The sequence below is a fragment of the Shuttleworthella sp. genome, from assembly GCF_057251025.1.
On record NZ_DBHIDN010000001.1, the window covers coordinates 37,198 to 53,642 of the forward strand.

At 51.9% G+C, this 16,445-nt stretch carries 17 protein-coding genes; 1 reads left to right on the forward strand and 16 read right to left on the reverse strand.

Annotation, left to right across the window (positions count from 1 at the left end; all coding sequences use genetic code 11):
* Window positions 1-226: 226 nt before the first annotated feature.
* Window positions 227-1,321 carry a tyrosine-type recombinase/integrase gene (locus ACO5R6_RS00205; RefSeq protein ID WP_485625156.1) on the forward strand — a complete coding sequence of 365 codons (1,095 nt, stop codon included), beginning with the start codon at window positions 227-229 and terminating at the stop codon, window positions 1,319-1,321.
* Here the strand turns inward: ACO5R6_RS00205 and ACO5R6_RS00210 are convergent.
* The 16 genes from ACO5R6_RS00210 to radC form a co-directional block, all read right to left on the reverse strand.
* A complete protein-coding gene (locus ACO5R6_RS00210) occupies window positions 1,305-2,228 on the reverse strand; it encodes an RluA family pseudouridine synthase (RefSeq protein ID WP_485625157.1) in 924 nt (307 codons plus the stop codon). The genes ACO5R6_RS00205 and ACO5R6_RS00210 overlap by 17 nt on opposite strands.
* 23 nt (window positions 2,229-2,251) lie before the next feature.
* Complete coding sequence (lspA, locus tag ACO5R6_RS00215; protein ID WP_485625158.1) at window positions 2,252-2,776, reverse strand: signal peptidase II; 525 nt, start codon at window positions 2,774-2,776, stop codon at window positions 2,252-2,254.
* A gap of 5 nt (window positions 2,777-2,781) precedes the next feature.
* Window positions 2,782-3,912 (reverse strand): 3-dehydroquinate synthase, encoded by a 1,131-nt coding sequence (gene aroB, locus ACO5R6_RS00220; protein WP_485625159.1) that lies wholly within the window; start codon window positions 3,910-3,912, stop codon window positions 2,782-2,784.
* Window positions 3,913-3,971: 59 nt separating this feature from the next.
* A complete protein-coding gene (locus ACO5R6_RS00225) occupies window positions 3,972-4,484 on the reverse strand; it encodes a cell division protein SepF (RefSeq protein ID WP_485625160.1) in 513 nt (170 codons plus the stop codon).
* An 11-nt stretch (window positions 4,485-4,495) separates the two neighbouring features.
* Entirely contained in the window at window positions 4,496-5,197 is a 702-nt protein-coding gene (locus ACO5R6_RS00230; protein ID WP_485625161.1) for a YggS family pyridoxal phosphate-dependent enzyme, read from the reverse strand.
* Between the two features lie 17 nt (window positions 5,198-5,214).
* Window positions 5,215-6,582, reverse strand: coding sequence for a biotin/lipoyl attachment domain-containing protein (locus ACO5R6_RS00235; RefSeq protein WP_485625162.1), 1,368 nt, complete (start codon window positions 6,580-6,582; stop codon window positions 5,215-5,217).
* Window positions 6,583-6,678: 96 nt separating this feature from the next.
* Window positions 6,679-7,095, reverse strand: a complete 417-nt coding sequence (locus tag ACO5R6_RS00240; protein ID WP_485625163.1) for a twitching motility protein PilT — start codon at window positions 7,093-7,095, stop codon at window positions 6,679-6,681.
* Between the two features lie 89 nt (window positions 7,096-7,184).
* Window positions 7,185-8,171, reverse strand: coding sequence for a D-alanyl-D-alanine carboxypeptidase family protein (locus tag ACO5R6_RS00245; protein WP_485625164.1), 987 nt, complete (start codon window positions 8,169-8,171; stop codon window positions 7,185-7,187).
* The gene (gene mgsA, locus ACO5R6_RS00250) at window positions 8,155-8,550 is read right to left on the reverse strand and encodes a methylglyoxal synthase (RefSeq protein WP_485625165.1); all 396 of its coding nucleotides are present in this window, start codon (window positions 8,548-8,550) and stop codon (window positions 8,155-8,157) included. The genes ACO5R6_RS00245 and mgsA overlap by 17 nt, the downstream gene beginning before the upstream one ends.
* Window positions 8,547-9,686 carry an FtsW/RodA/SpoVE family cell cycle protein gene (locus ACO5R6_RS00255; RefSeq protein WP_485625166.1) on the reverse strand — a complete coding sequence of 380 codons (1,140 nt, stop codon included), beginning with the start codon at window positions 9,684-9,686 and terminating at the stop codon, window positions 8,547-8,549. Before ACO5R6_RS00255 ends, mgsA begins: the two co-directional genes overlap by 4 nt.
* Window positions 9,687-9,688: 2 nt before the next feature.
* Window positions 9,689-10,387, reverse strand: coding sequence for a septum site-determining protein MinC (locus ACO5R6_RS00260; RefSeq protein ID WP_485625167.1), 699 nt, complete (start codon window positions 10,385-10,387; stop codon window positions 9,689-9,691).
* 47 nt (window positions 10,388-10,434) lie between these two features.
* Window positions 10,435-13,290: a penicillin-binding transpeptidase domain-containing protein gene (locus ACO5R6_RS00265; RefSeq protein WP_485625168.1), complete on the reverse strand. Its 2,856-nt coding sequence runs from the start codon at window positions 13,288-13,290 to the stop codon at window positions 10,435-10,437.
* Window positions 13,283-13,819: a rod shape-determining protein MreD gene (gene mreD / locus ACO5R6_RS00270; RefSeq protein ID WP_485625169.1), complete on the reverse strand. Its 537-nt coding sequence runs from the start codon at window positions 13,817-13,819 to the stop codon at window positions 13,283-13,285. Before mreD ends, ACO5R6_RS00265 begins: the two co-directional genes overlap by 8 nt.
* Window positions 13,812-14,672 (reverse strand): rod shape-determining protein MreC, encoded by an 861-nt coding sequence (gene mreC / locus ACO5R6_RS00275; protein WP_485625170.1) that lies wholly within the window; start codon window positions 14,670-14,672, stop codon window positions 13,812-13,814. The genes mreD and mreC overlap by 8 nt, the downstream gene beginning before the upstream one ends.
* 10 nt (window positions 14,673-14,682) lie before the next feature.
* Entirely contained in the window at window positions 14,683-15,696 is a 1,014-nt protein-coding gene (gene mreB / locus ACO5R6_RS00280; protein WP_485625171.1) for a rod shape-determining protein MreB, read from the reverse strand.
* A gap of 11 nt (window positions 15,697-15,707) precedes the next feature.
* Window positions 15,708-16,397, reverse strand: coding sequence for a RadC family protein (radC, locus tag ACO5R6_RS00285; RefSeq protein WP_485625172.1), 690 nt, complete (start codon window positions 16,395-16,397; stop codon window positions 15,708-15,710).
* Between the last annotated feature and the right edge of the window lie 48 nt (window positions 16,398-16,445).

Consider the following 16,445-nt stretch of genomic DNA (forward strand, 5'->3'; position numbering starts at 1 on the left):
GAGGCTTCCGGGAGTTTGGAAGTCTCGGTCTTTGCTTGCATTTACGGGAATTGTTCGCGGGAATTGAGAGGATTTTCATGGATTTCAGTAGACAATGGCCTGTAAGAGTAGTAAACTAGATCTATAAATCTAGCGGATAAATATCTGTTTTTCCGTTAGATAGAATTGCTTTTGGCAGGACTAATGCTTTTATGCGGTTGATGAGAAACAATTGCGAGGAAATCAAATGGCACGTGATTCGGAATACTACAGAGACAGACAGAAAAAAATGACACTCAAGCTGCGCGGTTTGCTGGATCAGCTTCCGGATTTCTGCGTTGACTTCATCTATTCCAAGGAGGTCACTACACAGACATCCACCCTGATTTCTTATTCCTATGATCTATTGACCTTCCTGCGCTTCCTCAGGGAGAAAAACCCCCAGCTCAGAGATATTCCGCCCAAATCCATGAATCTGGACCTTCTGAAAGGGATTCAGTCTGAAGATATCCTTGAGTACCAGCGTTATCTGTCCCTGAATGTGGACGGCGAGTACCATGAAAACGGCAAGAAGGCCATTGCCCGCAAGATGTCCGCCCTTCGGGGTATGTACAAGTATCAGCTGATTCACAAGCATATCAGCGATGATCCGACGGCCCTGGTGGCCATGCCAAGGCTCAAAAAGGACAAGAACATTGTCCGCATGAACAATTATGAGGTCCGGGATATTCTAAACGCAATCCGGATCGGGAACGAGCAGATGTCCGACCGGCAGCGCAAATTCTGCCTCAAGACGCAGCAGAGAGATCTTGCCATCTTGACCCTCCTCCTGAATACCGGCCTGCGTGTATCCGAGTGCCGGGGGCTGGACAAAAAAGACGTCAATTTGCTTGAAAACAGTCTTCTGATCGTGCGCAAGGGCGGGGGTCAGGATGTCATCTATTTCGGAAAAGCGGTGCATGAGACCCTGTCAGATTATATGGAGGGCGAACGGCAGGCGGTCAACCCGGTCGAGAGTGACCGGGAGGCCCTCTTCTACTCCATGCAGGGCAAGCGGATCTCCGTGGACGCCATCGAGAAATTGGTCAGAAAATACTCGAGAATTGCGGTTCCGGGCAAGCACATCACTCCTCATAAACTCCGCTCCACCTACGGGACGGCCCTCTATAGGGAGACGGGGGATATTCGCCTGGTGGCAGATGTCTTGGGACACGAAAATATCAATACGACCATTGACTACTATGCGGCCATTGAGGATGAACACAAGCGTCAGGCCGCAGACGCCGTTGATTTCAACCGTAGAGACAGGAATCTGAATTCCGATATTAATCCGAAGGACTAAGTCGGTCCAGCAGTTTGCGGAAATAGGCAGGCAGGGGGGCGGAGAATTCCATATAGTCGCCGCTGGTCGGATGGATAAAGCCGATTGTCATGGCATGCAGGGTCTGGCCCGTCAGCCGGTAGGGGCATCTGGCGGGGCCATAGACATCATCCCCCAGAATGGGATGGCCGATGGAGGCCATGTGGACCCGGATCTGATGCGTGCGGCCGGTTTCCAGCTGAAATTCCACATAGGAGAACCGGTTCTTGAGTCGGGCGAGTTCATGGTAGTGGGTGATGGCCCGACGGCCATTTCTGACTCCGACGGCCATTTTCTTGCGGTCTCTCGGGTCTCTTCCGATCACAGTATTGATTGTTCCATCTTCCGGATTCATATAGCCATATACGATGGCCCGGTATACGCGGCGGACCGTGTGATTTTTGATCTGATCCGCGATCATCCGGTGGGCGTAATCGGTCTTGCATACAATCAGAGACCCGGTCGTATTCATGTCAATCCGGTGGACGATTCCCGGCCGGACCATGCCGTTGATCCCGGACAGACTCCCCTTGCAGTGATACAGGATGGCGTTGACCAGGGTCTGCGTACTGTGACCGGGACCGGGATGAACGACCATTCCCTTGGGCTTATTGACGACCAGGACCTGGTCGTCCTCATAGAGAATATCTAAGGGAATATTCTCCGGCAGAATTTCCGGTTCAATGGGATCCGGGATACAGACGGAGATTTTGTCATCCGAAGAGAGCTTATAGCCTGCCTTGCAGGGACTTCCGTTCACCAGGATCTCTTCCTCTTCAATTAATTTTTGAATGCTGCTTCGAGATTGCCCGTCCAGCCGGTCGGTCAAATAGCGATCGATCCGGACGCCCTTCTCCTCTTCCCCGCAGCTGATCATCATTTTCTGCATACGGCAAATCCTCTGCACCGGTTTCAGTGACCGCGTCGCCAGGGCAGAATCTCTTCCAATTCCTGATCCTGATAGTAGAATAGAACCAAGAGAATCAGGGCCAGCATGGATAGGGTCACATAGATATCTGCGACATTAAAGACCGGAAAATCAATGAGACAGAAATAGATAAAGTCTGTGACATAGCCCCTTGCGACCCGGTCAATCAGATTCCCAAGGGCGCCGGAGATCAGAAGCATATAGATGATATGCAGGGGCAGAAATCTTCTCTTCATGGGGGTAGAGAGAGCGAAGGCGCAGATGCATAGGACCAGAACCGGGGTCAGAATCAGAAAAAACAGGGGCTTACCTTCCAGGAAGGAAAAGGCAGCACCGGTGTTTTGGAGATAATGCAGTTTCAGGACCCGGGGAATGAGATCCATATCTCCTCCCTGCAATTTATGAACAGCTACTAGCTTCGTCCACTGATCGAGAGCGATCAGAAGGAGGATGAAGATACAGGCGGAAAGCCGCAGGGGCAGAATACTTTTTTTGTCGGTATGATTCATAGTTCTCAGATCTCCTGACAGAGAGAGGATGAAGATAAAACAAAATCGATTGCCCCGCGCAGGTCATCATCCGTGAAATCCATATAGGTATCAGCCTGTCCGATGGCCCGCAGGTAGACAAACTTGATGCGGTTTCCGTCCATCTTCTTGTCAGACTTGATGGCGGAAAGAATAGACTCCCGTGTCATCTGCGGATAGGATTTCGGATCAAGGGAGACCGGAAGGTCAAACAGGGCAAGCGTCCGGATGGCATCTTCCATCTCAATCTGACTGATCCCCCCCAGCTTCCTGGACAAGCAGAGCGCGGCGGCCGAGCCGATGGAGACGCACTGGCCGTGATAGAGGCGAAAATCAGAGAGTTTCTCAACCGCATGCCCAATGGTATGGCCAAAATTCAGATGGGCCCGAATCCCCTCTTCTTTGGGATCGACCTGGCAGGTCCTGCGCTTGATATCGGTGGAGACATAGACCATCTGAGCAAGTGCGCGCAGGTCTCTCGCCTTGATCTTGTCGGAAGATGACTTGAGCCATTGATAATAACTGATATCTCGAATCAGACCATGCTTTATCACCTCTCCCATGCCGCAGGTAAACTGGTCTGGGCTAAGGGTTTTGAGGCAGGAAATATTGATGTAGACCAGGACCGGCATCTTGAAGGCCCCGACCATGTTCTTGTAGTGGCCGAAGTCAACGCCTGTCTTGCCGCCGATCGAGGAGTCCACCTGGGCCAGGAGACTGGTCGGAACCTGGACGTAGTCAATTCCCCGCATATAGGTCGCTGCGGCAAAGCCGGTCAGGTCCCCGACTACACCTCCGCCCAGGGCAATCAGAAGGTCATGGCGGTCGAAACGCTCTCTCACAAGCTCTTCATAGAGCGCTTCCACGCTCGCCAGGGTCTTACTCGTCTCCCCTGCCGTAATGATAAAATGACAGATCTGGCAGAAGCTTCCGGCCAGACTTTCTTTCAGCTGATCCAGGTAGAAGCCGCAGACATTGGAATCGCTGACAATGCAGGCCCTTCGATAGGTCCTTGGAAGATTCGCAATTTCATCCGAGAGGGCAGAGAATGAATCCTCAATTACAATATCATAGGAATGCTTGTTTTCATATGTGACATCCAGTCGATGGTAATGCATAATAACTCCAAAAAAAGCACCCTGAAGCGAAGTTCAAGGCGCTGTGAGTGATTCGAATCTCAGAAGCCGGTCTGAATACCGGAAATATCAAAGGAATCCATAAGTCCCTGCAGGTCTCCGGAGATATCAACGCTTGCGGGAGTGACAATGAAGATATAGGAAGAGACCTTCTGAAGTGTTCCCTCAAGGGCCAGGCAGGCTCCGCTGACCACATCAATAACCCTCTGGGCCAGGGAGAGATCCAGACCCTCCATGTTCATGATGACCGGTTTTCCGGACAAAATGGTATCAATGACTTCTTTGGAGTCCTCAAAAACAGCAGGCTTGATCACGCAGACTTCCATTCCGGAACCGGTTCCCCGTCTGACAGACCGCATGGGAGTGATCTTGGAGGGGCGGTAGACCGGCTTTGCTGTATCCTCAGCGGATGTCTCCTCGCCGGAAGCGTTCTTGCGGCGAAAGGAAGCCTTCTTGGGACCAGTCTCCTCCTCTTCATAGATGTCATCGTCGTAGTACTCGTCGTCTTCGTCGGAAAGCTTCATTGCGTCCAACATCTTATCAAAAAACCCCATAAATTCACCTCTTATTTATGATAATCTCTCGCGCCGAAAATCGCAGTACCGACCCGCACCATAGTGGCGCCCTCTTCGATGGCGATTTGATAGTCATTGGTCATTCCCATGGAAAGAACATCCATTTCAACATTATCAATGTTTCGGGAATCGATGTCAACCGCAAGGGCCTTAATGGAGCGAAAATAGGCCCGGTTCTCCTCTGCATTCCGGACATTGGGCGCTGAGGTCATCAGGCCCCTGATATGGACCCCGTCAAGACGGGCGATGTCTTTAACCAGAGCGATGGCGTCTTCTCTCTTGATGCCGAATTTGGAGTCCTCATCCGCAATATTTACCTCGATTAAGATATCAATGACGGTCTTGTTCTTCTTGGCCTGAATATTGATTTCCTCGGCGAGCCGATAGGTGTCGACAGAGTGAATCAGGGCGATGGATCCGGCAGCTCTGGCCAGGTACTTGACCTTGTTCCGCTGCAAATGACCGATCATGTGCCAGCGGATGTCCTTTGGCAGGTGATAGATCTTCTCTGTCAACTCCTGAACATAATTCTCCCCGAAATCACGCTGTCCCTGCTCGTAAAGCTCCTTGATGTCTGATGCAGGCTTGGTCTTGGAGACAGCGACCAGGGTCACCTCAGAGGGATCTCTCCCTACCTTCTCACAGGCTCTTGCAATATTGGCCTGGACGATTTTTAAATTTTCGACAAGCATCTTTCACCCTCTTCTCTTTACTGCACCATGTCTCCCTCTTTGATCTGACTGCTGTTAAGGGCAATCCGATCGTAGAGGACAAGTCCGTAGGAGGTTGTCGATGAGACAATGGCAAATTCTTTATTCTGGAATTGTATGTCAATGGGCTTGAACTCAGCAAAGCCCTTGTTGACATTATAGACGCCGGTCAGGTCTTCCGACACGCTGTTGACCTGCCAGGTCTTGTCGCTGTTTTGCTCTATCAGAACATCATTTCCTTGCAATTGGTCCTGTTTGATAAAGTAGTCATTCTCGTCCTCCGCATAGATGGTCGGCACAACAAATTCATGTCCGTTCCCCTTCTTTCTGAGCAGGCCCAGCTCATTGCTGTTGCCGCCCTTGAAGAAATAGGTCTTGGGGATCTTGTAGAAGGATTGCTTGGCAATGGCAGAAAGGGGGATTTTGAGACCGGAGGCCCGATCGAGCTTGAGATTGATTCCAATAAAGCGAAGATCGGCATAGCGCTCCATGGAATCATCCAGGGAGAGGGTCAGATACTTTCTTCCATAGCGCTCGATGATGGAGGTCTTGGCCCAGCTGGACCGCTTGTCCTTGTCAAAGACCAGTTCCACATTGGGCGAGTCAGACAGGATCGAGGCCGTCTCGGCATCAATTTCAACCAGCATTTTCCACTGCTCCGAGGTCACCAACTTGTAGACGGGGTCCCCGGATTTGACCGAGGATACGGTCTTTAGGTCCTTGGAATCAAGTCTCGAGCTGTCGAAGGAATCCCTTGTGAAATTGTCCAGACGCAGGTCCTCGGCCCCATCGGTGGAATAGACAAGGAGGCCCGGAGAGGGAGCCCGGTAAGTGTGAAAGCTCTGCTTCTTCTGCGCGGCCTCAATCTGATCCTTGTATTTGTCCAGGATCGCCAGGTGAAAGGAATCAAAGAGACTGGACTCCAATTGATTCTTGTAATCATAAATCTTGAAGAATCGGTTATTATCTCCTGTCTTGACATAGTCGCTCAGGGAATGGACCAGTTGCTTTTGTTCTGTTTCGCTGAGCGACGCTGCATCCATGGGGGTCCGGTTCAGAAGGTCCTGAATGTCTCCGCTCTGATCCAGAGAGTAAATGACAGAATTACTTCCGACTTGCGATTCGTTGGACTTAAAGTGATAGATCTGCCCGTCAGCATCCGCCCGGACCAGGATCTCTTCTCTCAGGGCCAGAGCTTCATAATGCCTGCTGCTGGAGATCGTGCCGCTGTTGACCTGGTAGATGGCAACATGCTTCTTGGTGATGTAGCTGAACATGTGAAAGAGAACATAAATCACAATGATAATGCCCACAATCAGCCCGATATTCATTTGGATATTTCGATGAAAGCGCGTGACTTTGGCCATTTTGTTCTCTCTGTCTTACATACATGGAAAGCGGGGGCCGCATCTGCCACCCCCACCGGATACGAGATCGGTAACTTCCATGTCACCGAATCACCTTCAATCTGAGACAAGGTCTCCCAGCTCATCGGGGAGCTCACTCGGATTCTTTGAAATACTTACAACGAAGTCAACATCAAATCGATCGGACGCCCGCTTCAAGAATGCAATCGCCTTGATGATGTCATCATCTTCAGAGATGTGCGAGATGGCCAGGAAGGAATCCAGATAGATCTTCTGGATATCGCGGTTCTGGGACAAGCTGCCACAGAGGAAGCCCACAAAGCCATCCCAATTAGAGACCGGGTAACGACTCATATCAATCATCCGGATCTTCGAGCTGAGCTCTAACATCCGCTGGTCGCTCTTGTCGATATAGACAACCAGTCCATCGACGCTTCCAACAGACTTCTCAGCGGAATCCAGCATGCGTCTGGTCTTCCCGGTACCCTTGACTCCTGCAATTATTTCAACCATATTCACCCCTCCAATACATATCAATGATCTGTATTTCCTAAGAAAAATTATAGTATATGGTCTTTAAAAGTACAATAAGTCACGCTGTCTTATCTCTTTTGCCCATAGAGTTCCAGAAGATGATTCATCTGCTTGTAGAGGGCTGTATGATTATTGGCCTTGAAAATAATGCTGATGATCTCCTCATTCCTGGAATTCCTGGAGAGCAGGACCAAGCAGGCACCGGCCTGGTCTGTGGTCCCGGTCTTCCCGCCGATGACCCGGATGCCGGAAGGAGCCGTGACGGTCTCCTGAAGATAGCGGTTGGTATTCCTCCAGCTGAGCTTCTTAACGGCGCCTCCGGCGGACAGGAATTCTCCGACATGGGTCGAGGAGGCGATGATCTCGCGAAAGAGAGGTTCTTTTAAGGCTTCATGAAAGATCAAGTACATGTCATTCGCCGTCGTGTAATGATTGTCGTCATGGAGCCCGTTGACCGTCACATAATGCGTGTGCGTTGCCCCGATGGAAGCCGCCGTCCGGTTCATCAGCTCCGCGAATTGACCGGTAGAACCGCCGACCCCTTCTGCGATTGTAATGGCAGCGTCATTGCCGGAGGGGAGGATCATTCCGTAGAGGGCTTCCTTCAGGCTGATCTGGTCTCCGACGCGAAGACCAGCTATGGTAGATCCGGTCATAAGCTGCAGGGCGTTCTCTGATACGGTCAGTCGATCGGACAGATGACCATAGCGCATGGCGGTCAGAAAGGTCAGGACCTTGGTCATGGAGGCGGGATAGACCTTATCATTCGCCTTTTTGCTGTAGAGGACATGGCCGCTGGTCTCATTGATGACCAGGGCGGATTTAACGGCAGATGCGTCCGGATTGGTCGCAGTATTGACGTCATCGATCCGGGGAATCGTAAGATCTCCCGAGAGCAGACTTTGATAATCCCGTCCCGAATCGGTCAGATGATAGTCCGTCGACGTCTCCATAAGCTTATAGTCTGCCTGCCGACTGGCATTGCCGCAGGAAGTCAAGGCCAGAAGACCGACCAGAAGAAGGAGGGATATGATTTTCTTACCTGTACATTTCACGCCACTCAAGGTCTCCTCGATCCAGTGATTTAATCAGAAGTTCCGCGGTCGCCAGATTGGTGGCCAGGGGAATATTATTGGTGTCACAGGCGCGGACAATGGGATTGATGTCCGGCTCGTTGGACTTGGCCGTCAGGGGGTCGCGGAGGAAAATCACCAGATCCATCTCATTCTGCTCGATCTGTGCTCCCAGCTGCTGGGCACCGCCCAGGTGTCCGGCCAGGTACTTATGAATACTCAGATTTGTGACCTCCTCGATCAAGCGGCCGGTTGTTCCGGTCGCATAGAGATCATTCTGGCTCAGAATCCCCCGGTAGGCGATACAGAAATTCTGCATTAATTTCTTCTTCGCATCATGCGCGATCAGTCCGATATTCAAAATCGCAAACCTCCTCTTCGATGGCCGGATTGTAAACCGACATTGAGAACCAGGCCCATGCCAAAGTACAGAGTGACAAGGGAAGTCAGCCCGTAAGAGACAAAAGGCAGGGGAAGGCCGGTATTGGGCATGAGTCCCGATACGACGCAGATATTTACGAAAGTCTGAAAGCCGATCAGGGAGCCGACGCCGATGCAGATCAGCTTGCCCGATAAGTTCTTAGCTCTGGCTCCGGTCGTAAAGCACAGATAGACGATCAAAAACAACAGACCTACGATGAGCATCGACCCGATGAAACCCAGCTCCTCTCCCGCTACAGCGAAGATAAAGTCGGTCTGCGGCTCCAAGATATAATTGCCGTTTTTGACAGAATCAACCGCGGTATTGTTAATTCCCTTGCCGAAAAACATCCCGGAGGCAATAGCCATAATGGAATTCTGTTGCTGGTATGAAGTCTCCGGAAATTCATTGGGACGGAGCCAGGCGAGAATGCGCTTGACCTGATAGCCGGCCCGGTCCGCTATGGCAGGTCCTCTCCAGTAGATATAGAAGATCAAAAGAGAAATCGAGGGGACCGTAATGCCAAGCGCTACAGCTACTATTCTACGACTTAATCCGGCGATAAACAACATGGACGCTATGATCAAAAAGGTGACAATGCTGGTGGACAAGTCCGGTTCCTTTAGGATCAGGACAAGGGGGACTGCGACCAGAAGGCCTGTGATCAGGAGTCTCCAGTACTCGTTTAGATCATCGGAATGATCGGAGAAGTACTTGGCGAAGAAGAGAACAAGCAAGAGCTTGGCCAGTTCCGATGGCTGAAACTGGAAGCCGCTGATCCGAATCCAGCGGGTCGCTCCGCCGGTCGTCTTTCCGAAGAAGAAAATGGCGACCAGGGAGGCACAGGTCAGCAGGTAATAGACGACGGAGAAGTTCAGCAGAAAGTCATAGTCCACCAGAGAAATACCGACCATGACAATTACACCGATCCCCAGTCCGGCCAGCTGCCGGTTGAAGAAATTCGAGTTGGCAGAGCCAATGACGAAGATCCCGATCAGGGTTATGGCAAGGACGGAGAAAAAGAGCTTGAAGTTGTAGTCCCTGAGCCGATAATTGCGAAAGATGTTATGAAACATACTCAGCCTTCCTTGAGCTTACGTCCGGTCAACTGGGGGACAAGACCGCTGGAGAGGGGCTCCATGATCAGCTGTCCTTCAAAAACAGCGACTGCTCTCGGCATATTCCGGCTCTTTCTGGCGCGAAGGGACCACTTCCTCTCCTCTACCGGGATCCCGCTGATCTTGCCGATGGTCAGATCCCTGTTGTCGAACTGATTGGCGACGATGTAACAGTCGTCATTGTCAGGATATCCCGCCACAACCCGGCCGGAAAGAGTACCCATAACGATGACATTGCCGGCTGCCCGAAGGCTGGCCCTGGCGGACAGGTCTCCCAGGACGATGAGGCTTGTGTCGGAGCAGATCTCCCGCTCCCTGCGGACGCTCCCGTTGATAATCATGGCGTTCTTATAGATATTCCTCAGACCGGCCTCTTCTATCGACTTGACCAGAATCTTGTCCGTCTCCGGGTCTGTATCCTGCAGCATGGAAATATGAATATCGGAGTTGAGCTCTATGGCCTCTATGACAACCGGGATCTCCCGGGCAGACAGCTTTCTCCCCTCAATCCCCAGGGCAAAGCTGCTTGCCCCGAAGAAGGACTTGCTGTCGTGGAACTTGCGGCAGATATCCCGAATCAGGTCTTCAAAGGGGATCTGATCACTCAAAAACAGAGTGATCCCATACTTGCTGCTCTTAATAACAACTGATTGCTTCATTTCGCTCTCCTTTTCTGAGCTCACGATCATCCATCTCTGTGCCCGTATCAGTCTCCATGTCCGCTGCTGCCCGCCTGAATGGCTCCTGTGCCAACAAGCTCGTTAGACTTGGCATCGCCCAGATAAGAGCCGATGATGTCCTTAGAGACATCCGCCGCATAGAAGGACTCATAGGCGTAAGGGATGCGCACGGCCAGACAGACTCTGGGACTGTCATAGGGGGCGAATCCGATGAAGAGGCCATGTGAGGCCGTGCTGGTCGAGGACTGGGCTGTTCCCGTCTTGCCGGCGATGGGAATGGAGAAATTGCGCATGGACGACATATCCGTCGCCACTTCTCTCATTCCCGTGTGGATATAGTTCCAGGTGTCCGCTGAGACCGAGTCGATCCGGGAATGAACCGTGGGGCGATAGGTCTTCAGGACATTGCCCTTATTGTCCGCCACATGGTCCAGGAGGGTCATATTGTAGACGGTTCCCTTGTTGGTGATGGCCGTTGCGTAGCGGGCCAGAGCGATGGTGGTCATGTTGTTGTCCGATTGACCGATCGCCGCCATGACCGGGTACTGGGAGGCAATCGTGGACTCTGCCTCGGGAATTTCAACCCCCGTCTTCTGGTCAAGCGCAAACATCTGAGCGTACTTTTGGAGCAGGTTGATCCCCGCCCCGTCATTGTAGCTTCCGCTGGTCTTTGAAGCCAGCCGGTATCCCACTTCATAGAAGAAGTAGTTGCAGGAGTGGCGGATTGCCTCCTGGACATTGAGCGTTCCGTGCGTGAAGGTCGGATATGACCAGCACTTGGGGTGGTTTGATACCTTGGTGAAGACTCCCTCGTCCCGGATCATGGTAGAGCCTGTGATTACCCCCTCGGAAATACCGGCAATCGCCGTGACGGGCTTGAGCGTTGAGCCGGGCGCTGTCTTCTGCTGGGTCGCATAGTTAAAGAGAGGCCTGGATGAGGACCGGGTCAGCTTCTTGTAGTAGGAAGTATTGGCCGCGTTCGCCAGCTGATTGCTGTCATAGCCGGGATAAGAGACACAGGCCAGAATCTCTCCGCTTCCCGGATCGGTGACAACCGCCGAGGCAGTCGACAGATGCAGTCCAAGCTGGCCGGGCCGGATCTCAAGACTGCGCAGCTTGGACTGGATAAATCCATAGGCCGATAATGTTCCGGATGCGAGGGCATTTCTCGTTGCGTCGTCTTTAGCCAGGAAACCCTGATCATAGAGGATGGCGCAGAGGGCATTGGGAGAGACCTCATCATTTAAGATGGTGTACTTTCTGGACAGGGCGGCGAAGTCAGGATCGTCCCTTAAGAGAGACAGGGTATAGTCCACAAGTCCCCGGTAGGCCTGGTCGGTATCCAGATATTTGGACAGGCCCAATACCTTGCTGATATCAATCCAGTTGTTCTTCAGAGCGTATGTAAGGTATTCATTGACGGAGATCTCCTGGTTCGACCAGCGGACCTGGATGGGATCCTTGCTGTCAATTCGGTCCGTGTTCAGAATGCCGTCAATCTTGAGTCTTTTGACTATGTAAGAGGCGTATTCCCTTCCCTCATCTCCAAGAGACTTGTAGGAGACGCCGGAGTCGGAAGCCAGCTGGTCCCTAAGGGAATCCAGACTGTGATCCAGGTGACCGCGGAAGGTCTCGGCCACAGACTTCTCCAGGTCGCTGGCATCATCTGCGGTCAGCCGGTCGGTATCAATCAGATGATTGTTGACCAGCTGCACATAGATGTCATATACCGGCAGGATTTTATCCGCGTGATTTCCGGCATTGGGATCAGTGCTGACCTTCTTGCTGTTGCTCATCCTGGTCAGAATGACGCCCGCCACCTCCTGCTCTAAGAGCTTGTAGGTCTTGACCTGCAGGTCCTTGTCAATGGAGAGGTAGACGTCATTGCCGGCCTCAGGATCCTGGGAGATCCCTGTCTGCAGGGGGGTCCCGACACTGTCGACATACAGGGTCCGGCTCCCCTTCCTGCCGGTCAGCTGGTCATCCATGGCCTGTTCCAAGCCGGCCTTGCCCACCTGGTCCGTAATCGCAACGGTCTTGTCCTTTTCGGATTTCTCGTTAAATTCATCCGTGGAGATGGTTCCCGTGTAGCCGATTACAGAGGAAAAAGCCTCTGAATCCGTGTATTTGCGGATGCTTGTCTCCTTGATATCAACGCCGGGAAGGGACTTGGAATTCTCCTTGATATAGGCGGCTGTCTTATCGGAGACATTGGTGGCGATCTCCGTGGCGATGTACTTCTGATAGGAGTTGAGACTCATCTCGAAGCGCAGTATGGCAATTTCGTAGGCGGTCTCCTTGTCATAGGCATTCCGGTCAATGGAAAAGCGCTTGTCGATCAGATAGTCCATGATCTGGTCCGGACTCGCCTGGGATTCATCGTAGTTGAGCTTCTTGTTATAGGCCAGGCCGTTGACATCCGACCGTCCGTAGATATCTGCCCGAAAGCGCTGCAGCGCGGACCCCTCAACAGAAAACTGATACTGGCCGCCTCCGTCAATGAAGATGTTGAAGTTGTTCTTGATGTGATCTCCGTTGGCCTTGATCTTTCGAATGATCTGAGCGAGTTCCTCGTTCAGAGCCAAGTTCTTCTGCGCGCTGCTCTTGTAGGAGGCGGTATCTTCTATGACAACGGCATAGGCTAGCTTGTTGTATGCCAGGAGATTCCCGTTTCGGTCGTAGATATTTCCCCGGGAGGCATCGATCAGCTGCTTTTTTTCGATCCGCAGTTTGTAGTTATTCTGGTAGTAAGGCCCGCGAACGATCTGCAGGTAGAATAATCTCGTCAGCAGAATGGAGGCAAAGAGCATCATGAGGACCAGAAGAACCCACAATCGGGATCCGGCCAGACGAGTGCGTAGTTTTCCGACAAAATCAGCCAAGTTTCGGTCTCCTTTGCTTATCCTCCTGCATCCGGCGGTAGATCCGGTAAATCAGGGGGCAGATGAAAAGTGAAACGACACAGGTATAGACCGCTTCGGGAATCATTACATTCAAGAGATAGAACAAGAAATCCTCCCTTCCGCAGAAGAAGAAGGCGCTGAAATAGACCATCATCCCGTAGATCAGGTCTGAGACCGCAATCATAATCAGCGGCATTTTCAAGTCGTCTCCGAAGAAGAGATGACGGAAGAAGCCGTTTATGCTTCCGATCAAAAGATAGATCAGGGCATAGTAGCCAAAGACCTGGGAGGAATAGAGATCCAGGGCCAGTCCGCAGAAAAAGCCCATGATCATCCCCTCTTTCTGATTCCGCATAAAGCCGGAGCTGGAAGTCAGAATCACCATCAGATTAGGCATGACAATTCCAAGCCGGAGGCTTGGGAGAATCCCCATTTGCAAAACAAGACAGATTAGAATCATCAGCCCCGCCGCAAGAAGGCAGAAGGCCTGCCTCAGAAACTTATTCATGGTCGCCGGTCTCCTTGAGCTGGGTAATCACAAGAACCTCCCGCAGATTTTTAAAATCAGCCGCCGGGGTCAGGCTTCCGGACCGGGTTAGTTTATTGGAGTCATCGGTCAAGTCGGTCACATAGCCGATCAATATTCCGGGCAGATATTTATCCGAAATATTCGAGGTTACGACGGAGTCTCCTGCCGCCACGCTTGCGGACGGGTCCTCCAGAGAACTGATCCGGATGACATTGGACTCGGTCATATCCTTGAGCGACCCGGTCGTGATCAGATTCTGGCCCTTGTCGGAGACCTGGGCGGAAACACTGGTGGAATCATTGATAATGGTATCCACAATCGAGTAATGGGGGCCGGTCTCCACGATAATTCCGATCAGACCCTTATCGGCAAGGACATTCATGTTGACCTTCATCCCCTCACATGTGCCCTTGTCAATGGTGAAGGAGTTAAACCAGTTGGACGAATCTCTGGCGACCACATGGGCGGCTGTCTTGGGATACTGCCCATAGGACTGGTCCAGCTTGTAGAGACTCTTGAGATCGGCGAGCTGGGTCTGCTGGCTCTGCAGCTGGCTGATCTGTTCTCTGGCACTGGCGAGCTGGTCCTTCAGCTTGCGATTTTCCTCAATCAGTGCCGCCTTGGACCTGGCCTCCTGGCCATTGACCAAGATATGACTCCCAATATAGTCAATGCCCCTTTGCATGGGGAGGAAGATGGCAGAGACAGCTCTGTTCAGAGCTCCTCCGCTAAAACCGGTCGAGTAGCCGGCAAAGAGCATAAGGCCGCAGATCAGAAGCAGACATATGAAAATAAAACGACCGGATAAAGCTTTGCGTCTTCGTCTCTTCATGAATCAAATCCTAGTTGAATTTTCTTGACTTCATCTCATAGCCGAATTTGGAGTAGTGGTCATCTGTCACGACGAGACTTAGGCCCATGGCCACGGTCTCCTCTCCTCTGTCGGCTACGTTCATGCTGATGTTGGTGATGGATTGAATGAAATTGTCCAGAGAACGGATCTTGGAACCGCCTCCGGTCAGATAGATGCCCTCGTGCACGATATCCTTGGCCAGTTCCGGGGGGACCTTCTCCAGGAGCAGCTTGATCGCTGTCGCAAGATTCTGGAGGTCATCCTTCATTCCCTCGAAGACCATTTGGGCGTTCACCTCGAATTCGATCGGAAGACCGGAGACAACATCTCTTCCGACCACCATGAGGGATTCCTTGGCATCCCCAATGGCAGACCCAATCTCCTCTTTGAGCATCCTGGCGGTCTTTCTCCCGATGATCAGATTATACTGGCGCCGAATATATGTGACGATGGAGTTGTCCAGTCGATTTCCGCCCATAGGGAGGAGTTCGGAAATAACAATCCCGCCAAGGGACACCACCGAGATCTCCGTCGTGTCCGCCCCCATATCGACCACCATGACGCCCTTTGGCTCATTAACGTCCACTCCCATCCCGATGGCGTCCGCCAGAGGCTTCTCACAGATGCGAATGGACCGGGGCTTGATTCTGGCCTTGGCGAAAATATCAAAGAAGGCCTTCTTCTCCACCTCCGTAATATCATGGGGAACGGCAACGACAATATCGCTCCGCTTTATATTGGCCTTGAGATCCGACTCCAAGACCTCATAGATCATGGCCTGCATGTTGTCAAAGTCGGCAATCACCCCGTTGACAATCGGAAAGGATACATCAATATTGGTCGGCGCCTTCTCATACATGGCATAGGCGGCGTCGCCATAGGAGTACATCTGCCTGTGGTTGACCAGGGCAATGGTATCCTTGATGTTGGTAATATCGTTGGAAGCCTTGGAAAAGATCTTCAGATTTCCGGTTCCGAGATCAATGCCGTAAGCGTTACTCATATGATTTCCTCCTAGATCAGTTCTCCCTGACGGAAGCTGTAGTACCGGTGGTCTCCGATAATAATATGGTCTCTTAAGACAATATCGAGGTACTGTCCTGCCGTTTTGGCCTCCCGGGTAGCCAGGTAATCGGCCTGAGACGGCATGGGATCTCCGCTGGGGTGATTGTGGAGCAGGACCAGCTGACTGGCATGGTGAAGGAGTGCCAGAGAATAGATTTTTCGGATGGGAAAATCCGTCCTGTCACTGCTGCCCAGGCTGATCACTGACTCGAAGACGAGCTCATCTTTCACATTAAAATAAGCCGCAACCAGAAGTTCACTGTCTTCGTGTCGCAGCCGTTCCATATAATAGCCTGCAATAGAGGGTGTATCAGCTAATTTCAACTTCCTTCGCCTGGTATTGCTGGCGATTCGCCGGGACAACTCGAAGACAGAACTGAGTTCTCTTGCCTTGACCGGTCCGATCCCGCGAATTCGCATCAACTCATCCGCAGAGATATTAACCAGATCAGCCAGCGAGCCCTGTCTGAGCCTGAGAACCCCTTCGGCCATAGCCAAGACATCACAGTCCCTCGTCCCGCTCCGAAGAAGAACGGCAACCAGTTCCGCATCTGTCAAGGCCGAAGCGCCATAGCGGTCCAGCTTTCGATCCGGCGCATTGTCAGCGTATCTATTGTCAAAATGATTCCTGCTTCTCATGCCTGCCTCACGGGTCCTGCACAAGAGCGATATCATCGGTCAGCCAAA